Raw genomic sequence first — 17,297 nt, 5'->3', positions numbered from 1 at the left:
CGGGGAGGACAAGCGCCGACCCGCCGGTCACCCCCCGCTATCGCCGCCGCCTCAGCGACAAAGTCGGCACCGCGGTGCTCGCGCCGAGCGACGCACCGCGACCCGACAGCGAGGGATTGATCATGAAGTAGCGGTGGAGATTAAACGGCTTCTCGCCCGGCTCCTCGCGGACGTAGCGGCCGTCCGACTCCAGCTCCCAGCTCTGCTCATTGTCGATCAGATTGGCGACCATCACCTGGTCGAGCACCTGATCATGGACCGTCGGATTTTCCAGCGGCACCATATATTCAACCCGGCGATCGAAGTTGCGCGGCATCCAATCGGCCGAGGAGATGAACACCCGGGCGCCGTCGTTGGGCAGCGCCGCGCCGTTGCCGAAGCAGAAGATGCGGCTGTGCTCGAGGAAGCGACCGATCACCGACTTGACGCGGATGTTTTCCGACAGGCCGGGAACGCCGGGGCGCAGGCAGCAGATGCCGCGGATGATCAGCTCGATCTCCACCCCCGCGTCGCTCGCCTCGTAGAGCTTGTCGATGATCTCGGGATCGACCAGCGAATTCATCTTGGCCCAGACCGCGCCGGCGCGCCCCGCCTGGGCATGGCCGATCTCGCCATCGATCATCTCGAGCAGGCGCTGGCGCAGGTCGCGCGGCGACAGGCTGACCTTGGCGATGTCGGTCGGCTCGACATAGCCGGTGACATAGTTGAACATCTGCGCAGCATCGCGGCCGATGCGGGCATCGGCGGTGAAGAAGGACAGATCGGTGTAGATCCGCGCGGTGACAGGATGATAATTGCCGGTGCCGAAATGGCAGTAGGTGCGGAACTGGCCGCCCTCGCGGCGCACCACCATCGACACCTTGGCGTGGGTCTTCCATTCAAGGAACCCGTAGACCACCTGGACGCCGGCGCGCTCGAGCGCGCTCGCCCACATGATGTTCTGTTCCTCGTCAAACCGCGCGCGCAGCTCCACCACCGCGGTGACCGACTTGCCGGATTCGGCGGCGGCAATCAGCGCGTTGATCACCGCGGGCTGCTTGCCGGCGCGGTACAGCGTCTGCTTGATCGCGATCACGTCCGGGTCGGCGGCGGCCTGCTTGAGAAAGGCGAGCACGACGTCGAACGTCTCGTACGGATGATGGACGACGATGTCCTTGGCGCGGATCGCCGCGAAGCAGTCGCCGGCGAATTCACGAATGCGCTCGGGGAAGCGCGGCGTGAACGGCGGGAATTTTAGGTCGGGCCGATCCTCGTCGACTATGGCCTCGAGATCACCGATGCCGAGCAGATTGCCGCTCTCGGTGATGATCGCCTCGCTGCCGCCGAGCGCCTCGCGCAACACCTCGGCTAGATTGTCGGGCATGCCGGTCTCGAGCTCGAGCCGGATCACGCGGCCGCGGCGGCGGCGCTTAATGGCATTGGCGAAGTAGCGGACGAGATCCTCCGCCTCTTCGTCGATCTCGATGTCGCTGTCGCGCAGCACCCGGAAGGCGGCGGCGCCGTTCATCGTATAACCCGGGAACAGCACCGGCGCGAAGCGCTTCACCACCGCCTCGATCGAGACGTAGCGGCCGCTATCACCCGGCAAGCGGATGAAGCGCGAGGCGCTGGCCGGCAGCATGACCAGTTCGCGCACCGGCTCCTTGTCGTTGTCGCGGACCAGATCGAAGATCACGGACAGCCCCTTGTTGGGGATGAACGGGAAGGGATGCGCCGGATCGAGCGCCTGTGGGGTGAGGATCGGGAAGATCTGCTCGCGGAAATGGTTTTCGAGCCAAGCCGCCGCCTCGGAATCGACCTCGTCGCGGCGGAGCACGCGCAAATTGGCGTCGTCGAGCAAGGTGCGCAGATCGCCCCAGACATGCTGCTGGCTCGCCATCAGCGAATCGGCCTCGGTGATGATCGCGCCGAGCTGCTGGGTGGCGGTGAGCCCGTCGGCGGAGCGGCGGTCGACATCCTTGAGCTGCTGGCCCTTCAGGCCGGCGACGCGGACCATGAAGAATTCATCGAGGTTGGACCCCGAGATCGACAGGAAGCGAAGCCGTTCGAGCAGCGGGTGCGCCTTGTTGCAGGCTTCCTCTAGCACCCGGCGGTTGAACGCCAGCCATGACAGTTCGCGATTGAAATAGCGATCGTTCACCTCGGGAACGAAGGGATCATCATCGGCGTCGGGCAGATGGGCGAGGTGAGCTGGGCGTGTCATAAATCGGTCGTAGGAAACAACGATTGCGATTGCATGACGATCCCTGCCTCCGCCAGCACGGTCCGCGCGAGCGGTATCGACAGGCGCTTGCGGCTCTCCAGCACCGCCTGATCAAGCGCATCAACCACCCGCTGAATGGCGATGTGGCTCCGTTCGACGCGCAGGGTCAGCCAGTCGACCAGATCCGGCCGGGCGTCGAGCCCGCGGCGCAGGAAGAGCTGGCCGAACAGCGCGTGCATCAACTCGTCGTCGGGCGCGGTGATCGCGGCGTGCGGGCTGGCGGCCAGCCGCGAGCGCAGATCGGGCAGCTTGACGCCCCAGGCAGGCGGCAACGCATCGGCGACGATCACCAGCGGCCGATGCTCGGCCTGCGCCTGGTTCCAGGCATGGAACAGCTGCTGCTCGGGCACGCGCTCGGCATCGTCGATGATGGTGCCGCCACTTTTGGCGGCGAAGATACGCGCGAGCAGGCTGCGCCCCGACTTGCGCGGGCCGGTGAGCACGGCGGCCATCACCGGCCACGTCGCCCAATGCTCCAGCGTATGGGCGGCGCGGGCGTTGGACGGGGTGATCAGGAAGGCCTCGTCGCGAGGGTCCGCCGGCCAGCCGAGCGGGAGCGCGAGCTGGCTCATCCTGCGGGCTGGGCGTCGGCCGGGATGTTGGGCGGCAGCAGCTGCGGTGCACGGCGGATGCGCAGCGTCTGCCCCGTGCCGAGTACCTGATAGCCGCGCGCCTCCAATGCCGCCTTGAGCACCGCCGGGTCGCCATCGAAGGTGACCCGCATCAACGAGACGCCGCCGAGGGCGAGGCTGGTGGTGGAGGCGGTGCGGACGCCGGCGATGCCGCGCACCAGACCTTCGGTATTAGCGACGGTCGCGGCGCTCGGCGTGTCGAACTGGACCGTAATCGGGATGCCGACGGCAGCGCCGGACAGATCGCCGACGATGTCGGTGAGGCTGTCGTTACCCAGATCGGGCGCGGTGTCGTCGACCACCGGCTCGGGCGGCGGCGGCGGCGACAGCGTGGGATCGACCCCGAGCACGCCGCTGCGCAGCGCCTGCTCGAACAGGGCGTCCATCCGGGCGACCCCGGTATCGAGCAGCTTGGGCAGACCGGCGGCATTGTTGACGCGCAGGGTGAAGCTGCCGACCAGTTCATTGTCAGGCCCGTGACGGGCCTGGAACACGCCGATGACCGGACCGCCGGGATAGGTGCGATAGAGCCGCACCACCGGGATCAGGATGTCCGCGGCGCCATATTGATCGATGATCGTGCGCCACCAGCCGCGCCCCGGCCGCGCGATCTGGCCGGCGTTGAGCAGCAGCGAATCGGCACCGTTGCCGGACGGACGGACATAGTCGACGCTGCTGTTGCCGGTGCGGTAGCGTGCCCAGGCCTCCTGCCACTCGCTGCGCTGCTCGAACACCGTCTCGACCCCGGCCGACACCTGGAGCGGCACCAGCAGCATCGGCCGCGAGCGATCCGAATAGGCGCTGATGCCGAGCAGCGAGGCGGCGCGGGCGCGATTGAACAGCACCCCGAGCCGGGCGATGTAGCGATTGGGACCGATCTGCTCATTCTCGACGACGATGCCGGAGACGAGCTGGTCGAGCGTACCATCGGATACCAGGCCACCCCCGCCGCCAAGACGATTGGAGAGCTGGACCCACGCCTTGCGCTGGGCGACCCGCCAGCCCCCGAGCCGCGCGGCCTCGGCGGTCTTGCCGGCGACATCGACGGTGACTCCGGTGACTTCGTAGCTGCTACCGCTGTCGACGGGCGCGACGCCACGGCCGCCCTCCATCTGGGCGATCGCGCCGGCGCCGAGCAGCAGCGCGGCGAGCGCGAGCGAGGTGGACAGGGTACGGAGACGCATCGTCAGGCCTTTTGGCGAAGCAGGCGTGGAAATCCAAGCGCGATATGTCTAGCAGGCTCGACCATGACCAACGATCGTCGCAACGCGCCCTACACCTATGCCGATGCAGGGGTGTCCATCGCCGCCGGCAATGCCCTCGTCCGTGCCATCGGACCGCTCGCCAAGGCGACCCGCCGTGCCGGGGCGGATGCCGATCTCGGCGGCTTCGGCGGCTTCTTCGATCTCAAGGCAGCGGGCTTTGTCGATCCGCTGCTGGTGGCGGCGAACGACGGCGTCGGCACCAAGCTGAAGCTCGCGATCGACTGGGACCGGCACGAGGGTGTCGGCGTCGACCTTGTTGCGATGTGCGCCAACGACCTGATCGTCCAGGGTGCCGAGCCGTTGTTCTTCCTGGATTATTACGCGACCGGCAAGCTCGAGAGCGGGATCGCGGAGCGGGTCGTCGCCTCGATCGCGGAAGGCTGCAAGCAGGCCGGCTGCGCGCTGATCGGCGGCGAGACCGCGGAGATGCCCGGCATGTATGCCGATGGCGACTATGACCTGGCCGGCTTCTGCGTCGGTGCGGTGGAGCGCGACAAGGTGCTGACCGGGCAGACGATCGCGGCCGGCGACGTCGTCCTCGGCCTCGCCTCGTCCGGCGTCCATTCGAACGGTTTTTCGCTGGTCCGCCGGCTTGCCGCGGACAAGGCCTGGAAGCTCGACCGCCCTGCCCTGTTCGATTCGGATCGGCTGCTGATCGATATCCTGATGGCGCCGACGCGGATCTATGTCGCCAGCCTGCTGCCGCTGCTGCGCGAGCGCGCGATCAAGGGGCTGGCGCACATCACCGGCGGCGGGTTGCTCGAGAACATCCCCCGCGTGTTGCCCGACGAGACGCACGCGGTGGTGGATGCCGACGCCTGGGAGCAGCCGCGGCTGATGGCATTCCTCCAGGCGCAGGGCGGGATCGAGCCCGAGGAGATGGCGCGGACCTTCAACTGCGGGATCGGCATGGCGGTGGTGGTCGCGGCCGACCAGGCGGAAGCAGTCACCGACGCACTGACCGCGGCGGGCGAGACGGTGTTCGCGATCGGGCGGATCGAGGCCGGCGCGCGGGGCTGCACCGTCAGCGGCTCGACCGAGACCTGGAGCGCGCGCGCCGACTGGACCGCGACCCATCATGGCTGAGACGGCCGCCACGGCCACCGAGGCCACCAAGCGGGTCGGCGTGCTGATCTCGGGCCGCGGCTCGAACATGAAGGCGTTGGCCGAGGCCGGCATTCCCATCGGGCTGGTCGCCTCCGACCAGCCCGACGCGCCCGGCCTGGCCTGGGCTCGCGCGCACGGCCTTGCCACCTTTGCGCTCTCGCCCAAGGGGATCGGCAAGCCGGTGTACGAGGAAGCGATCGACACCGCGTTGCGCGAGGCCGGCGTCGAGGTGATCGCCCTGGCGGGTTACATGCGCCTGCTGTCCGACGAATTCGTCGCCCGCTGGCGCGACCGGATTGTCAACATCCACCCCTCGCTGCTGCCCAAGTATAAGGGGCTCGACACCCATGCCCGGGCGATCGCGGCCGGCGATGCGATTGCCGGCTGCTCGGTCCATGTCGTCACCGAGGAGCTCGACGGCGGCGTGGTGCTCGGCCAGGCCGAGGTGCCGATCCTGCCCGGCGACACGCCCGACGCGCTCGCCGCGCGGGTGCTCGACCAGGAACATCTGCTCTACCCTCGCGTGCTCAAGGAGTTCGTCCGCCGATGACCGATCCGCTGTCCCGCGTCCGCGCCATCGCGCTGCTGCTTCCCGACACCGAGGAGCGCGCATCAGCCGACGGCCCCGGCTTCTTCGTGGCGGGCACCCGCTTCGCGCAGCTCGCGGACACGCAGCTGCTGGTGCTCGGCGACGATGGCGACCAGGCGATCGAGCTCGGCGACGATGCCGACTGGACGCTGATCGAGGACCGGATCGCGCGCGGCTGGGAACTGGCGGCGCCCGAGGCGCTGCTCGAGGCGGGCGGGCGATGACCGAGACCGCGGATCAGGCGCGCACCCGCCGGCGGTGGGTGACGCTCGCCGAGGTGGTCGCGGTGGCGGGCGTGGTGATCGCTGCGCTGACGCTTTATTCCAACTGGGCCGACCGCCGCGCCGATCAGGCCGAGCGCGTCGCCACCGCGACCAGCGAGGCGCGCGACAAGGCGCGGGTGGATCTCACCGGGACGGTCGAGGCCGGCGGTGAGCGGATCACGCTGCATGACGCCCGCCACGACCTATCCGACGTCACCGTCGCCTTCCCGCAGGCGCTCGGCGTGTCGCCGCAGAGCCCGGCGGATGCGGCGATCGACTCAAGCTGGTTCAAGTCGGCGATGCTCAAGCTCACCGACGGCGGCGCCGACGATCGCACCGGCCGGCTGCCGGTGCTGGTGACGGTGCGCTATTGGGTCGGCGACAGCGCGCGGACCGCGACCTCGATCCAGGACGTGGTGTGGAAGACCGAGGGCCGGCGCCTGCTCGGGCGTTCGTTCAAGCTCGAGGGGCTGCGGTTGCGCCAGCGTGACGGCACGCCAACGGCGCTCGAAGCGGCCTGGGCAAAGGAAAAGCCGACGCGCTGAACGCGCTACAGCGGCCGCGCGTAGATCATATCGTCGTGCAGCGTCTCGCCGACGCGATATTTGCGGGTGCCGGCGACCGCAAAGCCCTGGCGCTCGTAGAAGGCGCGGGCCCGCGCGTTGCCGGCATAGACGCCGAGCAGCAGGCGGCGGTAACCCGCAGCGCCGGCATCGGCGACCGCGCGGGCCATCAGTGCCGGGCCGAGACCGGTGCCATGGGCAAGCTGGAGCGTGTAGATGCGGCGCAGCTCGATGTCGCCGGGCGCAGCGGCGATCGGCAGGTCTGGCGCGGTGAGCACGGTATAGCCGACCGGGGCGGCGCCGGCGGGATGCTCGGCGAGGGTGACGACGCTCAGCGGATCGTGCGCCCAGGTGGCAAAACGCTCGATCGAGCTGTTGCGCGCGAGATGGGCGAGGATATCGGCGCCGGCGAGCACGCCGGCAAAGGCCTCGAGGAAGCTTGCCCCCGCGACCAGCGCGACCGCGGGTGCGTCCTCGGGGGACGCACGCCGCAGCCGCCACTCGATCATCAGCCGACGATCTCGTCGGGCTTGAAGAAATAGGCGATTTCGATCGCGGCATTCTCGTCCGAGTCCGAGCCATGGACCGAATTAGCCTCGATCGACTCGGCGATTTCCTTGCGGATCGTGCCGGCGTCGGCATTGGCGGGGTTGGTGGCGCCCATGATGTCGCGATTGCGCTGCATCGCATTCTCGCCCTCGAGCACCTGGACCACGACCGGGCCAGAGATCATGAACGAGACCAGATCATTGAAGAACGGACGCTCGCGATGGACGGCGTAGAAGCCCTCGGCCTGCTCGCGGGTCATCTGGATACGCTTGGACGCGACGACGCGAAGGCCGGCGTCCTCGAGCATCTTGGTGACCGCACCGGTGAGGTTGCGGCGGGTGGCATCGGGCTTGATGATCGAGAAGGTACGGTTCGCGGCCATGATGGTCACGGGCTCCTGTATTATGGGCTGTAACGAAGTGGCGCCGCCCTAGTCGCGGGGGGCGGGCAATGCAACATCGCGGCTCCCGGCCGCGAGGGACGACGCCATGGTGGCGGCCAATGGTCGCCGATTAGGCGGCCTTTTCCCAGCGACCGTCGTCGCCCTGTTTCCAGTAGCGGCGCTCGACGCCGCCGTGCCCGCCGAGCGCGCGCCAGGCGTGGCGCGCCTGCTCGATGTGCTCGTCCTCGAAGAAATGGAAGGCGCGCTCGAAGCCGAGCGCCTCGTCGCGCCAGGCGCCGTCGACCAGCGCGACGTGGCGGGCAGCGTTGGCCGGACCGATGTCAGGCGACAACAGGATCGGCTGCGCGGCATCGTCGCTGGCGCCCTGCTGCGCATGGGGCAGGAAGCTGTCCGCCTGATAGGTCCAGAGCAGCCGATCGAGCGCGGCGCGTTGATCGTCGCGCGCGCTGACGATCAGCAGGCGGTTGCCGGTATCCACCACCTTGGCAGCGATCTGCGGCAGCGCGCGCTCCAGCGGGGTGACGGTGAGATGGTAGAAGTCGACCTGCATCGCCTGCCTCGTATCGTCCCTCGCCCATGTTCGTCATTCCGGCGAAAGCCGGGATAACGGCTGGGGGCTCAGCCCTCGAAATTGTCGGCGATGAAGCGATCGAGCAGGCGCACGCCATAGCCGGTCGCGCCCTTGTCATGGGTGGCGCCGGCCTTGTCGGACCAGACCATGCCGGCGATGTCGAGGTGCGCCCATTTGACGCCCTCGTCGACGAAGCGTTGGATGAACTGCGCCGCGGTGATGGAGCCGGCGCCGCGCGGGCCGATGTTCTTCATGTCGGCGATCGGCGAATCGATCATCTTGTTGTAGGCGTCGGACAGCGGGAAGCGCCACAATTTGTCCCCCGTCGCCAGCCCGGCGGCGAGCAGCTTGTCGGCGAGTCCATCGTCGTTGGCGAAGACGCCGCCATATTCATGGCCGAGGCTGACGATCATCGCGCCGGTAAGCGTGGCGAGATCGACCACCACCTGCGGCTTGAAGGTCCGCTGCGTCCAGGTAATTGCGTCGGCGAGCACCAGCCGGCCCTCGGCGTCGGTGTTGAGGATCTCGATCGTCTGGCCGGACATGGAGGTGACGACATCGCCAGGGCGCTGGGCGTTGCCGTCGGGCATGTTCTCGACCAGCCCGCAGACTCCGACGACATTGACCTTGGCCTTGCGCGCGGCGAGCGCCTTCATCGCCCCCGCGACGGCGCCGGCACCGCCCATGTCCCACTTCATGTCTTCCATGCCGGGCCCGGGCTTCAGCGAGATGCCGCCGGTATCAAAGGTGACGCCCTTGCCGACGAAGGCAACCGCGGGATCGCCCGCCCCCGCCCCGTTCCAGCGCAGCGCGAGCAAGCGCGCCTCGCGCGGGCTGCCCTGGCTGACGCCGAGCAGCGACCCCATGCCGAGCTCGCGCATCGCCGCCTCGTCGAGCACGGTGATCTCAAGCCCGAGCCCCTCGACATCGCGGCGGACCCATTCGACGAAGCTCTCAGGGTAAAGGATGTTGGGCGGCGCCGCGACCAGCGTGCGGGTCAGCGCCAGACCACGGGTGATCGCATCCTGCGCTACCCAGGCAGCATCGCTGCCCTCCGGCGCGCCGGCGATCGAGATCACGCCGAGCGTCGGCTTCTGCTTTTCGGGCAGCTTGGTGCGATAGATGTCGTAGCGCCACGCGCGCTGCGCCGCGGCACCGGCAAAGCGCGCGGCGGCCTTGGCCGACGGCTTGGCGGCGGCGACATCAGCAACGACCTCGGTCGCGCCCGAGGTGAGCAGCTTGGCGGTCAACGCGCCGCCTGCCTTTTCCCAATCGACCTCGCTGCCGGCGCCGACGCCCAGCAGCAACAACTGGCGGGTGGCGCCGCCAGTTTGGACGAACAGCTCGACGAGCGATCCTGCCTCGCCCTCGAAGCGCTGAGCTCGGGCGGCGGCGGTGGCGAGCGCCTGGGCGTCTTCCTCCAGCCCGGCCCAGCTCGTGCGACCGGCGTCCTTCTCCACCGCGAGCGCGACGATCGGGGCTGCGGGGGCGACGGCGGGGACGAAACGGATATCCATGGATCAGCAACCTTGCGAGCGGGCACGAACGCGCCGCTCTACGGCAGCGGCGGGAACGTGCAAAGGACAGAGAAAAAACACAGTGCAGCCATAACGATGCGCAGCCGGAAACGTCGCATCGCACCGCGCGGTGATTGCAGCCGCGCGCGGGTGGTGCGATAGGCGCACAATGGGGTGCCGTTCAGGGCGGTGCCGGGGTCATGCGCTTAAAGGTGGTTCTGACAATCGTGCTGCGTTTCGACCTTCTGGCCGGCTGCGCCCTGCCGCTCGCCCTGCCCCTCGCGTTGATCGCCGCGCCGGCGGCCGCGCAGGACCTGCAGGATCGCGCCACGCCGCCCCCGCCCGTGTCCGATCCCGCGCTAGCCGCGGCCACGCCCGATGCGGCGGTGGCGCCCGAGAACAGTGAGCAGATCCGCTTCAGCGCCGACAGCCTGGACTATGATACCGACGCCGACATCGTCACCGCGACCGGCGAGGTGCGGATGTTCCGCCAAGGCGACCGACTGCGAGCCGACAAGGTGGTGTGGAACCGCAAGACCGGGAAGGTCGTCGCGACCGGCAACATCGCGGTGACCAACCCGGCCGGCGACGTCGCTTATGGCGACACCATTAATCTTACCGATTCGCTCAAGGATGGCGTGGTCGAGAACATGCTGGTGGTGCTCGAACAGGGCGGCCGGCTCGCGGCCGAGAAGGGCACGCGCGACACCGACGGCACGCTGGAGTTGACCGACGCCGCTTACACGCCGTGCGCGGTGCAGGGCTCGTCCGGCTGCCCCAAGGAGCCGTCGTGGAAGATCACGGCGGTGCGGATCACCTACCGGCCCGACAAGCAGCGGATGTATTATGGCGGTGGCCGGTTCCACCTGTTCGGGCTGCCGACCCTGCCGCTGCCGAGCTTCTCGCACCCGGTGGGCGGCAGCGCCGAAAGCGGCCTGCTCAGCCCCAATATCCGCTACGACCGCGTCAACGGGCTGGAGCTGGTGACGCCTTACTATATTCGGCTGGCGCCGGACAAAGGCCTGACGCTCACCCCGCACCTGTTTAGCGCGGTGCTGCCGCTGATGCAGGCGCAATATGAGCAGCTCGACGACACCGGCGCCTTCCGCATCACCGCTTATGCCACCGACAGCCGGCGCAGCGACGATCTCAACAGCACCGACACCGATACCGAGCGCGCGTTTCGCGGCTACATCGACGGCATCGTCCGCTATCAGCTGACGCCGGGCTGGAGCATCAGCGGCTCGCTGCGGATCGCCACCGACCGCACCTTCCTGCGCCGCTACGACATCTCGCGCGACGACCGGCTGCGCAGCACCGCCAGCCTCGAGCATATCGACACCGACAGCTATTTCTCGCTGACCGGCTGGTATGTGCAGACGCTGCGGGTCAACGACAGCCAGAAGGCGCAGCCGATCGCCATCCCGGAGATGGATTATCGGCGACGGTTCACCGATCCCTGGCTCGGCGGCGTCGCGCAGATCCAGCTCAACACGCTGGCGCTCACCCGCATCGACGGCCAGGACACCCAGCGCGCCTTTGCCGAATTCGAATGGGACCTCCGCCGCCTGACCAAATGGGGCCAGGAGGTGACCTTTACCGCTTACGCGCGCGGCGATCTCTACAACACCCATGACACACTCGCGACCGACGTGGTGAGCTATCGCGGCAACGAGGGCTTCGAACAACGCGCGATCGGCGCGCTGTCGATGGACGTCAAATGGCCGTTCGTCGGCGAGTTCCTCGGCGGCACCCAGCGCTTCACGCCGCGGGTTCAGTTTGTCGCCTCGCCCAAGATCGCCAACCTCGACGTGCCAAACGAGGATTCACGCGCGGTGGATCTCGACGATTCCAACCTGTTCGCGCTCAATCGCTTCGCCGGCTACGACCGGTTCGAGGACAGCTCGCGTGTTACCTATGGCGCCGAATGGGCCGCCAACTTGCCGGGGATCAGCGTCGACACGGTGATCGGCCAGAGCTATCGCCTGTCCACCCGGCCAACCATCCTACCTGATGGCACGGGGCTCAGCGACCGCTTCTCCGACATCGTCGGCCGTGCCGATATCCGCTTCCGCGACTTCGTCTCGTTCACCGGCCGCTTCCGGCTCGACAAGGACAGCCTGGCGGTGCGCCGCAACGAGGTGGACCTCACCCTGGGATCGCGCAGCACCTATGCGCTGGTCGGCTATCTGCGGCTCAACCGCAACATCCTGCCGCAGGTCGAGGATCTGCAGGACAGCGAGGAGGTGCGGCTCGCCGGGCGCGCGCAGTTCGCGCGTTTCTGGTCGGTATTCGGCTCGACGGTGATCGACCTCACCGACAAGGCCGAGGACCCGCTGTCGCTCGCCGACGGCTTCGATCCGGTGCGGCATCGGCTCGGCGTGCAATATGAAGACGATTGCCTGCGGCTAGGGCTCACCTGGCGCCGCGACTATCGCAACACCGGCGACGCCAAGGCAGGCAACAGCTTCCTGTTGACGCTGGCCTTGACCAATCTCGGCCGCTAAGCGCTAGCGCAACTCAGCTGTGGTTCAGCTAATCTGGGGCAATCCGCCCGGCCTGCGCGCTGGCGCGATTTGGGGTAACGGAAAAACGTGACGCATCGTATTCGACCGGCAGCCCGGCTGGGCCGCGTGATGGGGTGGGTAGCGCTGGCGGCGCTGGGCGGCGGCGCCGTCGCGCAGACGGTGCCGGACCAGAGCGTTCCCGACACCAACCTCGACATTCCCGCCAACCTCCAGATCTTCGGCAAGCTCGACCCCAACGTCCGCAAGCCGACCGCGGTGGTCAACGACACCGTGATCACCGGCACCGATGTCGACCAGCGCGTGGCGCTGATCGCGGCGGCCAATAACGCGACGCTGACCAACGAGGAGCGCGACCGGCTGAAGATGCAGGTGCTGCGCCAGCTGATCGACGAGACATTGCAGATCCAGGAAGCCAAATCGGCCGAGATCACGATCACGCCCGACGAGATCAACCAAAGCTACGCGCGGATCGCCAAGAACTTCAACCGCTCGCTGCCCGACATGACCAAGTTCCTGCGCGCCAGCGGCTCGTCCGAGCGCTCGCTCAAGCGCCAGATCGAGGGCGAGCTCGCCTGGCAGCGCTACCTGCGCAAGCGGGTGGAACCGTTCGTCAACGTCGGCGACGAGGAAGTGAAGTCGATCATCGATCGCCTCCAGGCCGCCAAGGGTACCGACGAGTATAATCTCAAGGAAATCTACCTCGGCGCCAACGACGCCAACCGGCCGCAGGTGCTCGCCAACGCCAAGCAGATCATTGGCGAGATCCAGAAGGGCCAGCAGCCGTTCGAATATTTCGCGCGCAGCTTCTCCGAGGCGTCGACCCGCGGCGTCGGCGGCGATCTTGGCTGGATCAGGCTGGCGACGCTGCCGCAGCAGCTCTCCGACGCAGCGACGCAGATGCAGGTCGGCCAGGTCGCCGGCCCGATCGAGACGCCCGGCGGCTATTCGATCCTCTATCTCACCGACAAGCGCACCGTCGGCAGCGCCGATCCGCGCGACGCGCGGCTCAGCTTGAAGCAGATCACCGTTCGCTTCCCGGCCGGCACCACCCAGGCGCAGGCTCAGGCACGCGCGGCCGAATTCGCCAAGACCGCCTCGGCCATCCAGGGCTGCGGCACTGTGGAAAAGGTCGCCTCGACGATCAACGCCGAGGTCGTGGACAATGATTCGGTGCGGGTCCGCGACCTGCCGGCGCCGCTCCAGGAAATCATGCTGAAGCTGCAGATCGGCCAGTCGACGCCGCCATTCGGCTCGCCACAGGAAGGCATTCGCGCGCTGGTGCTGTGCGGCCGCGACGATCCGCAGGCGAGCGCGCTGCCGCGTGCCGACCAGATCCAGGGCCAGCTCGAGCAGCAGCGCGTCAACCTGCGTGCGCAGAGCAAGCTGCGCGATCTGCGCCGCGATGCGGTGATCGAGTATCGCTGAGATGACGGGGACGATCGCCCCGCTCGCGGTATCGATGGGGGATCCTGCGGGCATCGGCCCCGAGATCATCGCCAAGGCCTGGGGCGTGCGCGGACTACATTCGCTGCCGCCGTTCGTCGCGGTGGGGGATCACCGGGCGATCCTGCGGGTATGGTCCGGCCCGGTGCAGCCGGTGAGCGGACTCGACGAGGCGATGCGGGTGTTCGACACCGCGCTGCCGGTGCTCACGGTCGAGGATGCCGGCGAGATCGTTCCTGGCAGCCCCGATGCCGAGGGGGCACGCTGTGCGCTTCATTCGCTCGAGCTGGCCGTCGGGCTGGTAAAATCGGGCGCGGCGCGGGCGCTGGTCACCGGGCCGGTATCCAAGGCGCAGCTCTATGCGATCGGCTTCACCCACCCGGGTCAGACCGAATTCGTCGCTGAACGCTGCGGGATCGCCGGCGCCAATGCGGTGATGATGCTCGCCGGGCCGTCGCTCAGGGTGGTGCCGATCACCACCCATGTGCCGCTTGGTCTCGTATCCTCGCTGCTGACGGTTGAGCTGGTCGTCGCCAAAGGGCGCGCGACCGCGCGTGGCCTCACCCGCAACTTCGGGATCGAGGCACCGCGCCTCGCCTTCGCCGGTCTCAACCCGCATGCCGGCGAGGGCGGCGCGATCGGGCGCGAGGAGATCGACATTCTCGAACCGGCGATCGCGCTGCTCCGCGCCGAGGGCATCGACGCGATCGGGCCCCTTGCTGCCGACACGCTGTTCCATGCCCGCGCGCGCAAGCAATATGATGCGGTGCTGTGCTGCTATCACGACCAGGCACTGGTACCATTGAAGACGCTGCATTTCGACGAGGGCGTCAACATCACGCTCGGCCTGCCGATCGTGCGCACCTCGCCCGATCACGGCACCGCCTTCGGGATTGCCGGCACCGATCAGGCGCATCCCGGCGCGATGATCGCGGCGATCGCCATGGCCGGCCAGGCTGCCGAGCGGCGGGCCAAGGCCGGATTGTGACCGACACGGCGCCGCAGGGCGCGTCGCCAGCCCCGCTTCCGCCGCTGCGCGACGTGATCGCCCGCTACGGCCTTTCGGCCAGCAAGGCGCTGGGGCAGAACTTCCTGTTCGACGGCCAGCTGCTCGCGCGGATCGCGGCGGTGCCGGGCGATCTCGACGACGCCGAGGTGCTGGAAGTCGGCCCCGGCCCCGGCGGGCTGACCCGGGCCTTGCTCGCCGCCGGCGCGAAGGTCACCGCGATCGAGCGCGACCGGCGCTGTATTCCCGCGCTCGAGGAGCTCGGCGCGCATTATCCCGGCAAGCTGACGCTGATCGAGGGCGACGCGCTGGAGGTGGATGCCCCTGCCCTGTTCGCCGGCCGGCCGCATATCGTTTCCAACCTGCCCTATAACGTCGGCACCGCGCTGCTGGTCGGCTGGCTGACCGGTGGCTGGCAGCCGTGGTGGCAATCGCTGACGCTGATGTTCCAGAAGGAAGTTGCCGAGCGGATCGTCGCGAGCGCCAATGGCGATGCCTATGGCCGGCTGGCGGTGCTCGCCCAGTGGCGCTCGAGCGCGCGGATCGCGATGCCGGTGCACCGATCCGCGTTCACCCCGCCGCCCAAGGTGATGTCGGCGGTGGTGCACATCGAGCCAGCGGAGGCGCCCGAGGGCGTCGCGGTCGCGCTGCTCGAGCGGGTCACCGCCGCCGCCTTCGGCCAGCGACGCAAGATGCTGCGCCAGAGCCTCAAGTCGGTGCCCGGTGCGCTGGCGGCGCTCGACACGCTTGGCATCGATTCGAGCCGCCGCGCCGAGACGCTGAGCGTCGCCGAATTCGTCGCCGTCGCCCGGGCTATTCCGGCGCCTTAGCCGTTTTGCTGTTCACCTGGGCGGTGGTGATCGGCGGGCCCTTGTCGATCGCCGCGGCGAGCTGGGTCGCCGCCGGGCAGCTGGTCTTGCACAGGGTGCGGATCTTGGCGAGATTGCCCTTGGCGAGGATCACCGCGCCCTTCGCGACCAGCGCCTCGCCCTGCCCCTGCAGCGCGGCGATGTCGTTGGGCTCGAGCGCCAGCGCTTCACGATAGAGGCGGATCGCCTTGCCCGGCAGGCCGCGGGTTTCCGCCACCTCGGCGAGCACCACATAGGCCTGACGGTTGCGCGGATCGACCGCGACCGCGGTCTCGAGCAGATCGGTGGCGCCATCCAGATTGCCCGCCGCCTGCGCCGCGCGGCCTTGCGCCAGCAGCTGCAGCGAGCGCGCGTCGATCTGGTCGTCGGCGCGCTGCGCGTTGAGCGAAGTCGAGACGCAAACCAGGGTCAGCGCGGCAGCAAGGGCAACGGACGTAACGCGCATGAAGGTCTCCGACGACGGCACCATCGGCGATTAGCAGGGCGCCCGGAGCCGCGCGACAAAAAAGCCGTCGGTGCCGTCATGCGCTGGATCGAGCCGAATGCCGGTGCGACGCGCGCGCCCGGCCGGCAGCGCGGGTGTCTCGGCGGTCCAGCCCGGATGGTCAGCGATGAAGGCGTCGACCTGATCGGCGCCCTCGGCATCGAGCAGCGAGCAGACGATATAGACCAGCGCGCCGCCCGGCCGCACCAGCGGTGCGCCTATGGCGAGGACGTTGCGCTGGCTGGCGACGAGCCGCTCGAGGCGATCGGGGGTGAGTCGCCAGCGCGCCTCGGGGTTGCGGCGCCAGGTGCCGGTGCCTGAACAGGGCGCGTCGATCAGCACCGTGTTGGCGCTGCCATCAAGGTCGCTCAGCATCTCGCCCTCGCGCTTGGCGTCGAGCAGGCGGGTCTCGACGATCGTCACCCCGGCTTTGTCCGCGCGCGGCGGGAGGCGCTGGAGGCGGGCCCGATCGATATCGGCGGCGATGATGCGTCCCTGATTGGCCATCGCGGCGGCGAGCGCCAGCGTCTTGCCGCCGGCGCCTGCGCAAAGGTCGACGACGAGCAAGCCGGGGCGGGCCTCGGCGGCCATCGAAACGATCTGGCTGCCCGCATCCTGCACCTCGAGGGTACCGGCGAATGGCTCGACATTGGTGCCGGAGGGAAGCCGCAGCGCATCGGGAAGCCCCGCGATCGGCTCGCCAGCGATCGGCGACGCCACGCCCTTGAGCCGGTTGAGCCGCACGTCGAGCGGCGCGCGGTCGATCAGCGCCGCGTGATCCGCGCTCGGCACGCCCGACGCGATCAGCGCCTGTTCGAGCCAGGCAGGCGCAACCCCGCTGGTGGCACGGGTCTCCGCTGTATCGATCGGCGCCGGGCCATGCGCCGAGCCGTCGAAGGTCGCGGCGACCGCGGGATCACGGTCGGCGAGCGACAGCATCGCGGCACGCCCGCTCGCGGGGATGTCGCCGGCGATGCGGATCGCTGCATAGACCAGGTCGCGCACGGCACGGCGGTCCTTGGAGCCGGCGTAGCGCCGGGTGCCGAAATAGCGGCTCACCAGCGTGTCGGCGGCGGCACCGCCATCGCGCGCGGCGACGATGATCTGGTCGAGCAGTTCAATGGCGGCTTCGGTACGGGCGGCGGGGGTCATGGGCGAGTTCTCCGTCGCTCTGGTGAGAGGAGACGGGGTTCAGCGACTGCCCCTCTCCCCCGGCCCCTCCCCGGCGGGGAGGGGAAAAGATGG

The 17,297-nt window shown here is 68.7% G+C and carries 17 protein-coding genes; 8 read left to right on the top strand and 9 right to left on the bottom strand.

Annotated features, from left to right (window positions below; translation table 11 throughout):
• Nucleotides 1-37 precede the first annotated feature (37 nt).
• The 3 genes from AC07M8_RS11055 to AC07M8_RS11045 are packed head-to-tail and all read right to left on the bottom strand — an operon-like array spanning nucleotide 38 to nucleotide 4,079.
• Nucleotides 38-2,203 carry an RNA degradosome polyphosphate kinase gene (locus tag AC07M8_RS11055; protein ID WP_495174398.1) on the bottom strand — a complete coding sequence of 722 codons (2,166 nt, stop codon included), beginning with the start codon at nucleotides 2,201-2,203 and terminating at the stop codon, nucleotides 38-40.
• Nucleotides 2,200-2,835, bottom strand: coding sequence for an HdaA/DnaA family protein (locus AC07M8_RS11050; RefSeq protein WP_495174397.1), 636 nt, complete (start codon nucleotides 2,833-2,835; stop codon nucleotides 2,200-2,202). Before AC07M8_RS11050 ends, AC07M8_RS11055 begins: the two co-directional genes overlap by 4 nt.
• The gene (locus tag AC07M8_RS11045; RefSeq protein ID WP_495174396.1) at nucleotides 2,832-4,079 is read right to left on the bottom strand and encodes a heavy-metal-associated domain-containing protein; all 1,248 of its coding nucleotides are present in this window, start codon (nucleotides 4,077-4,079) and stop codon (nucleotides 2,832-2,834) included. Before AC07M8_RS11045 ends, AC07M8_RS11050 begins: the two co-directional genes overlap by 4 nt.
• A 63-nt stretch (nucleotides 4,080-4,142) precedes the next feature.
• On the opposite strand from AC07M8_RS11045, the gene purM reads away from it, so the two are divergent.
• From purM to AC07M8_RS11025, 4 genes are read left to right on the top strand one after another with little or no spacing between them, the layout of a single operon-like run.
• On the top strand, nucleotides 4,143-5,246 hold the full coding sequence (gene purM / locus AC07M8_RS11040; protein ID WP_495174395.1) for a phosphoribosylformylglycinamidine cyclo-ligase: 1,104 nt from the start codon (nucleotides 4,143-4,145) through the stop codon (nucleotides 5,244-5,246).
• Nucleotides 5,239-5,817: a phosphoribosylglycinamide formyltransferase gene (gene purN / locus AC07M8_RS11035; protein WP_495174394.1), complete on the top strand. Its 579-nt coding sequence runs from the start codon at nucleotides 5,239-5,241 to the stop codon at nucleotides 5,815-5,817. The genes purM and purN overlap by 8 nt, the downstream gene beginning before the upstream one ends.
• Complete coding sequence (locus AC07M8_RS11030; RefSeq protein ID WP_495174393.1) at nucleotides 5,814-6,080, top strand: MmcQ/YjbR family DNA-binding protein; 267 nt, start codon at nucleotides 5,814-5,816, stop codon at nucleotides 6,078-6,080. Before purN ends, AC07M8_RS11030 begins: the two co-directional genes overlap by 4 nt.
• On the top strand, nucleotides 6,077-6,664 hold the full coding sequence (locus AC07M8_RS11025) for a hypothetical protein (RefSeq protein WP_495174392.1): 588 nt from the start codon (nucleotides 6,077-6,079) through the stop codon (nucleotides 6,662-6,664). The genes AC07M8_RS11030 and AC07M8_RS11025 overlap by 4 nt, the downstream gene beginning before the upstream one ends.
• 5 nt (nucleotides 6,665-6,669) lie before the next feature.
• Here the strand turns inward: AC07M8_RS11025 and AC07M8_RS11020 are convergent, their stop codons facing one another.
• The 4 genes from AC07M8_RS11020 to AC07M8_RS11005 all read right to left on the bottom strand — a co-directional run bounded on the left by AC07M8_RS11020 (nucleotide 6,670) and on the right by AC07M8_RS11005 (nucleotide 9,722).
• Nucleotides 6,670-7,191 carry a GNAT family N-acetyltransferase gene (locus AC07M8_RS11020; RefSeq protein ID WP_495174391.1) on the bottom strand — a complete coding sequence of 174 codons (522 nt, stop codon included), beginning with the start codon at nucleotides 7,189-7,191 and terminating at the stop codon, nucleotides 6,670-6,672.
• Complete coding sequence (ndk, locus tag AC07M8_RS11015; protein ID WP_495174696.1) at nucleotides 7,191-7,613, bottom strand: nucleoside-diphosphate kinase; 423 nt, start codon at nucleotides 7,611-7,613, stop codon at nucleotides 7,191-7,193. The genes AC07M8_RS11020 and ndk overlap by 1 nt, the downstream gene beginning before the upstream one ends.
• 130 nt (nucleotides 7,614-7,743) lie before the next feature.
• A complete protein-coding gene (locus tag AC07M8_RS11010) occupies nucleotides 7,744-8,184 on the bottom strand; it encodes a DNA polymerase III subunit chi (protein WP_495174390.1) in 441 nt (146 codons plus the stop codon).
• A 68-nt stretch (nucleotides 8,185-8,252) separates the two neighbouring features.
• Nucleotides 8,253-9,722: a leucyl aminopeptidase gene (locus AC07M8_RS11005; protein WP_495174389.1), complete on the bottom strand. Its 1,470-nt coding sequence runs from the start codon at nucleotides 9,720-9,722 to the stop codon at nucleotides 8,253-8,255.
• A gap of 227 nt (nucleotides 9,723-9,949) precedes the next feature.
• Here AC07M8_RS11005 and AC07M8_RS11000 point away from each other — a divergent pair, with 227 nt between their 5' ends.
• The 4 genes from AC07M8_RS11000 (at nucleotide 9,950) to rsmA (ending at nucleotide 15,529) form a co-directional block, all read left to right on the top strand.
• Complete coding sequence (locus AC07M8_RS11000) at nucleotides 9,950-12,229, top strand: LPS-assembly protein LptD (RefSeq protein ID WP_495174388.1); 2,280 nt, start codon at nucleotides 9,950-9,952, stop codon at nucleotides 12,227-12,229.
• An 87-nt stretch (nucleotides 12,230-12,316) separates the two neighbouring features.
• The gene (locus tag AC07M8_RS10995; RefSeq protein WP_495174387.1) at nucleotides 12,317-13,675 is read left to right on the top strand and encodes a peptidylprolyl isomerase; all 1,359 of its coding nucleotides are present in this window, start codon (nucleotides 12,317-12,319) and stop codon (nucleotides 13,673-13,675) included.
• A gap of 1 nt (nucleotide 13,676) precedes the next feature.
• Nucleotides 13,677-14,681, top strand: coding sequence for a 4-hydroxythreonine-4-phosphate dehydrogenase PdxA (pdxA, locus tag AC07M8_RS10990; protein ID WP_495174386.1), 1,005 nt, complete (start codon nucleotides 13,677-13,679; stop codon nucleotides 14,679-14,681).
• Nucleotides 14,678-15,529, top strand: coding sequence for a 16S rRNA (adenine(1518)-N(6)/adenine(1519)-N(6))-dimethyltransferase RsmA (gene rsmA, locus AC07M8_RS10985; protein WP_495174385.1), 852 nt, complete (start codon nucleotides 14,678-14,680; stop codon nucleotides 15,527-15,529). The genes pdxA and rsmA overlap by 4 nt, the downstream gene beginning before the upstream one ends.
• Here the strand turns inward: rsmA and AC07M8_RS10980 are convergent.
• Together AC07M8_RS10980 and AC07M8_RS10975 are read right to left on the bottom strand one after the other, a co-directional pair.
• Nucleotides 15,513-16,013, bottom strand: coding sequence for a tetratricopeptide repeat protein (locus AC07M8_RS10980; protein WP_495174384.1), 501 nt, complete (start codon nucleotides 16,011-16,013; stop codon nucleotides 15,513-15,515). The genes rsmA and AC07M8_RS10980 overlap by 17 nt on opposite strands.
• Before the next feature lie 30 nt (nucleotides 16,014-16,043).
• Nucleotides 16,044-17,204, bottom strand: a complete 1,161-nt coding sequence (locus tag AC07M8_RS10975; RefSeq protein WP_495174383.1) for an RsmB/NOP family class I SAM-dependent RNA methyltransferase — start codon at nucleotides 17,202-17,204, stop codon at nucleotides 16,044-16,046.
• Between the last annotated feature and the right edge of the window lie 93 nt (nucleotides 17,205-17,297).

The sequence above is a fragment of the Sphingomonas sp. GW821-FHT09E03 genome, from assembly GCF_059416225.1.
Note: the sequence above shows the minus strand (reverse complement) of the source record. Positions and strands in the feature narration are given on the sequence as shown.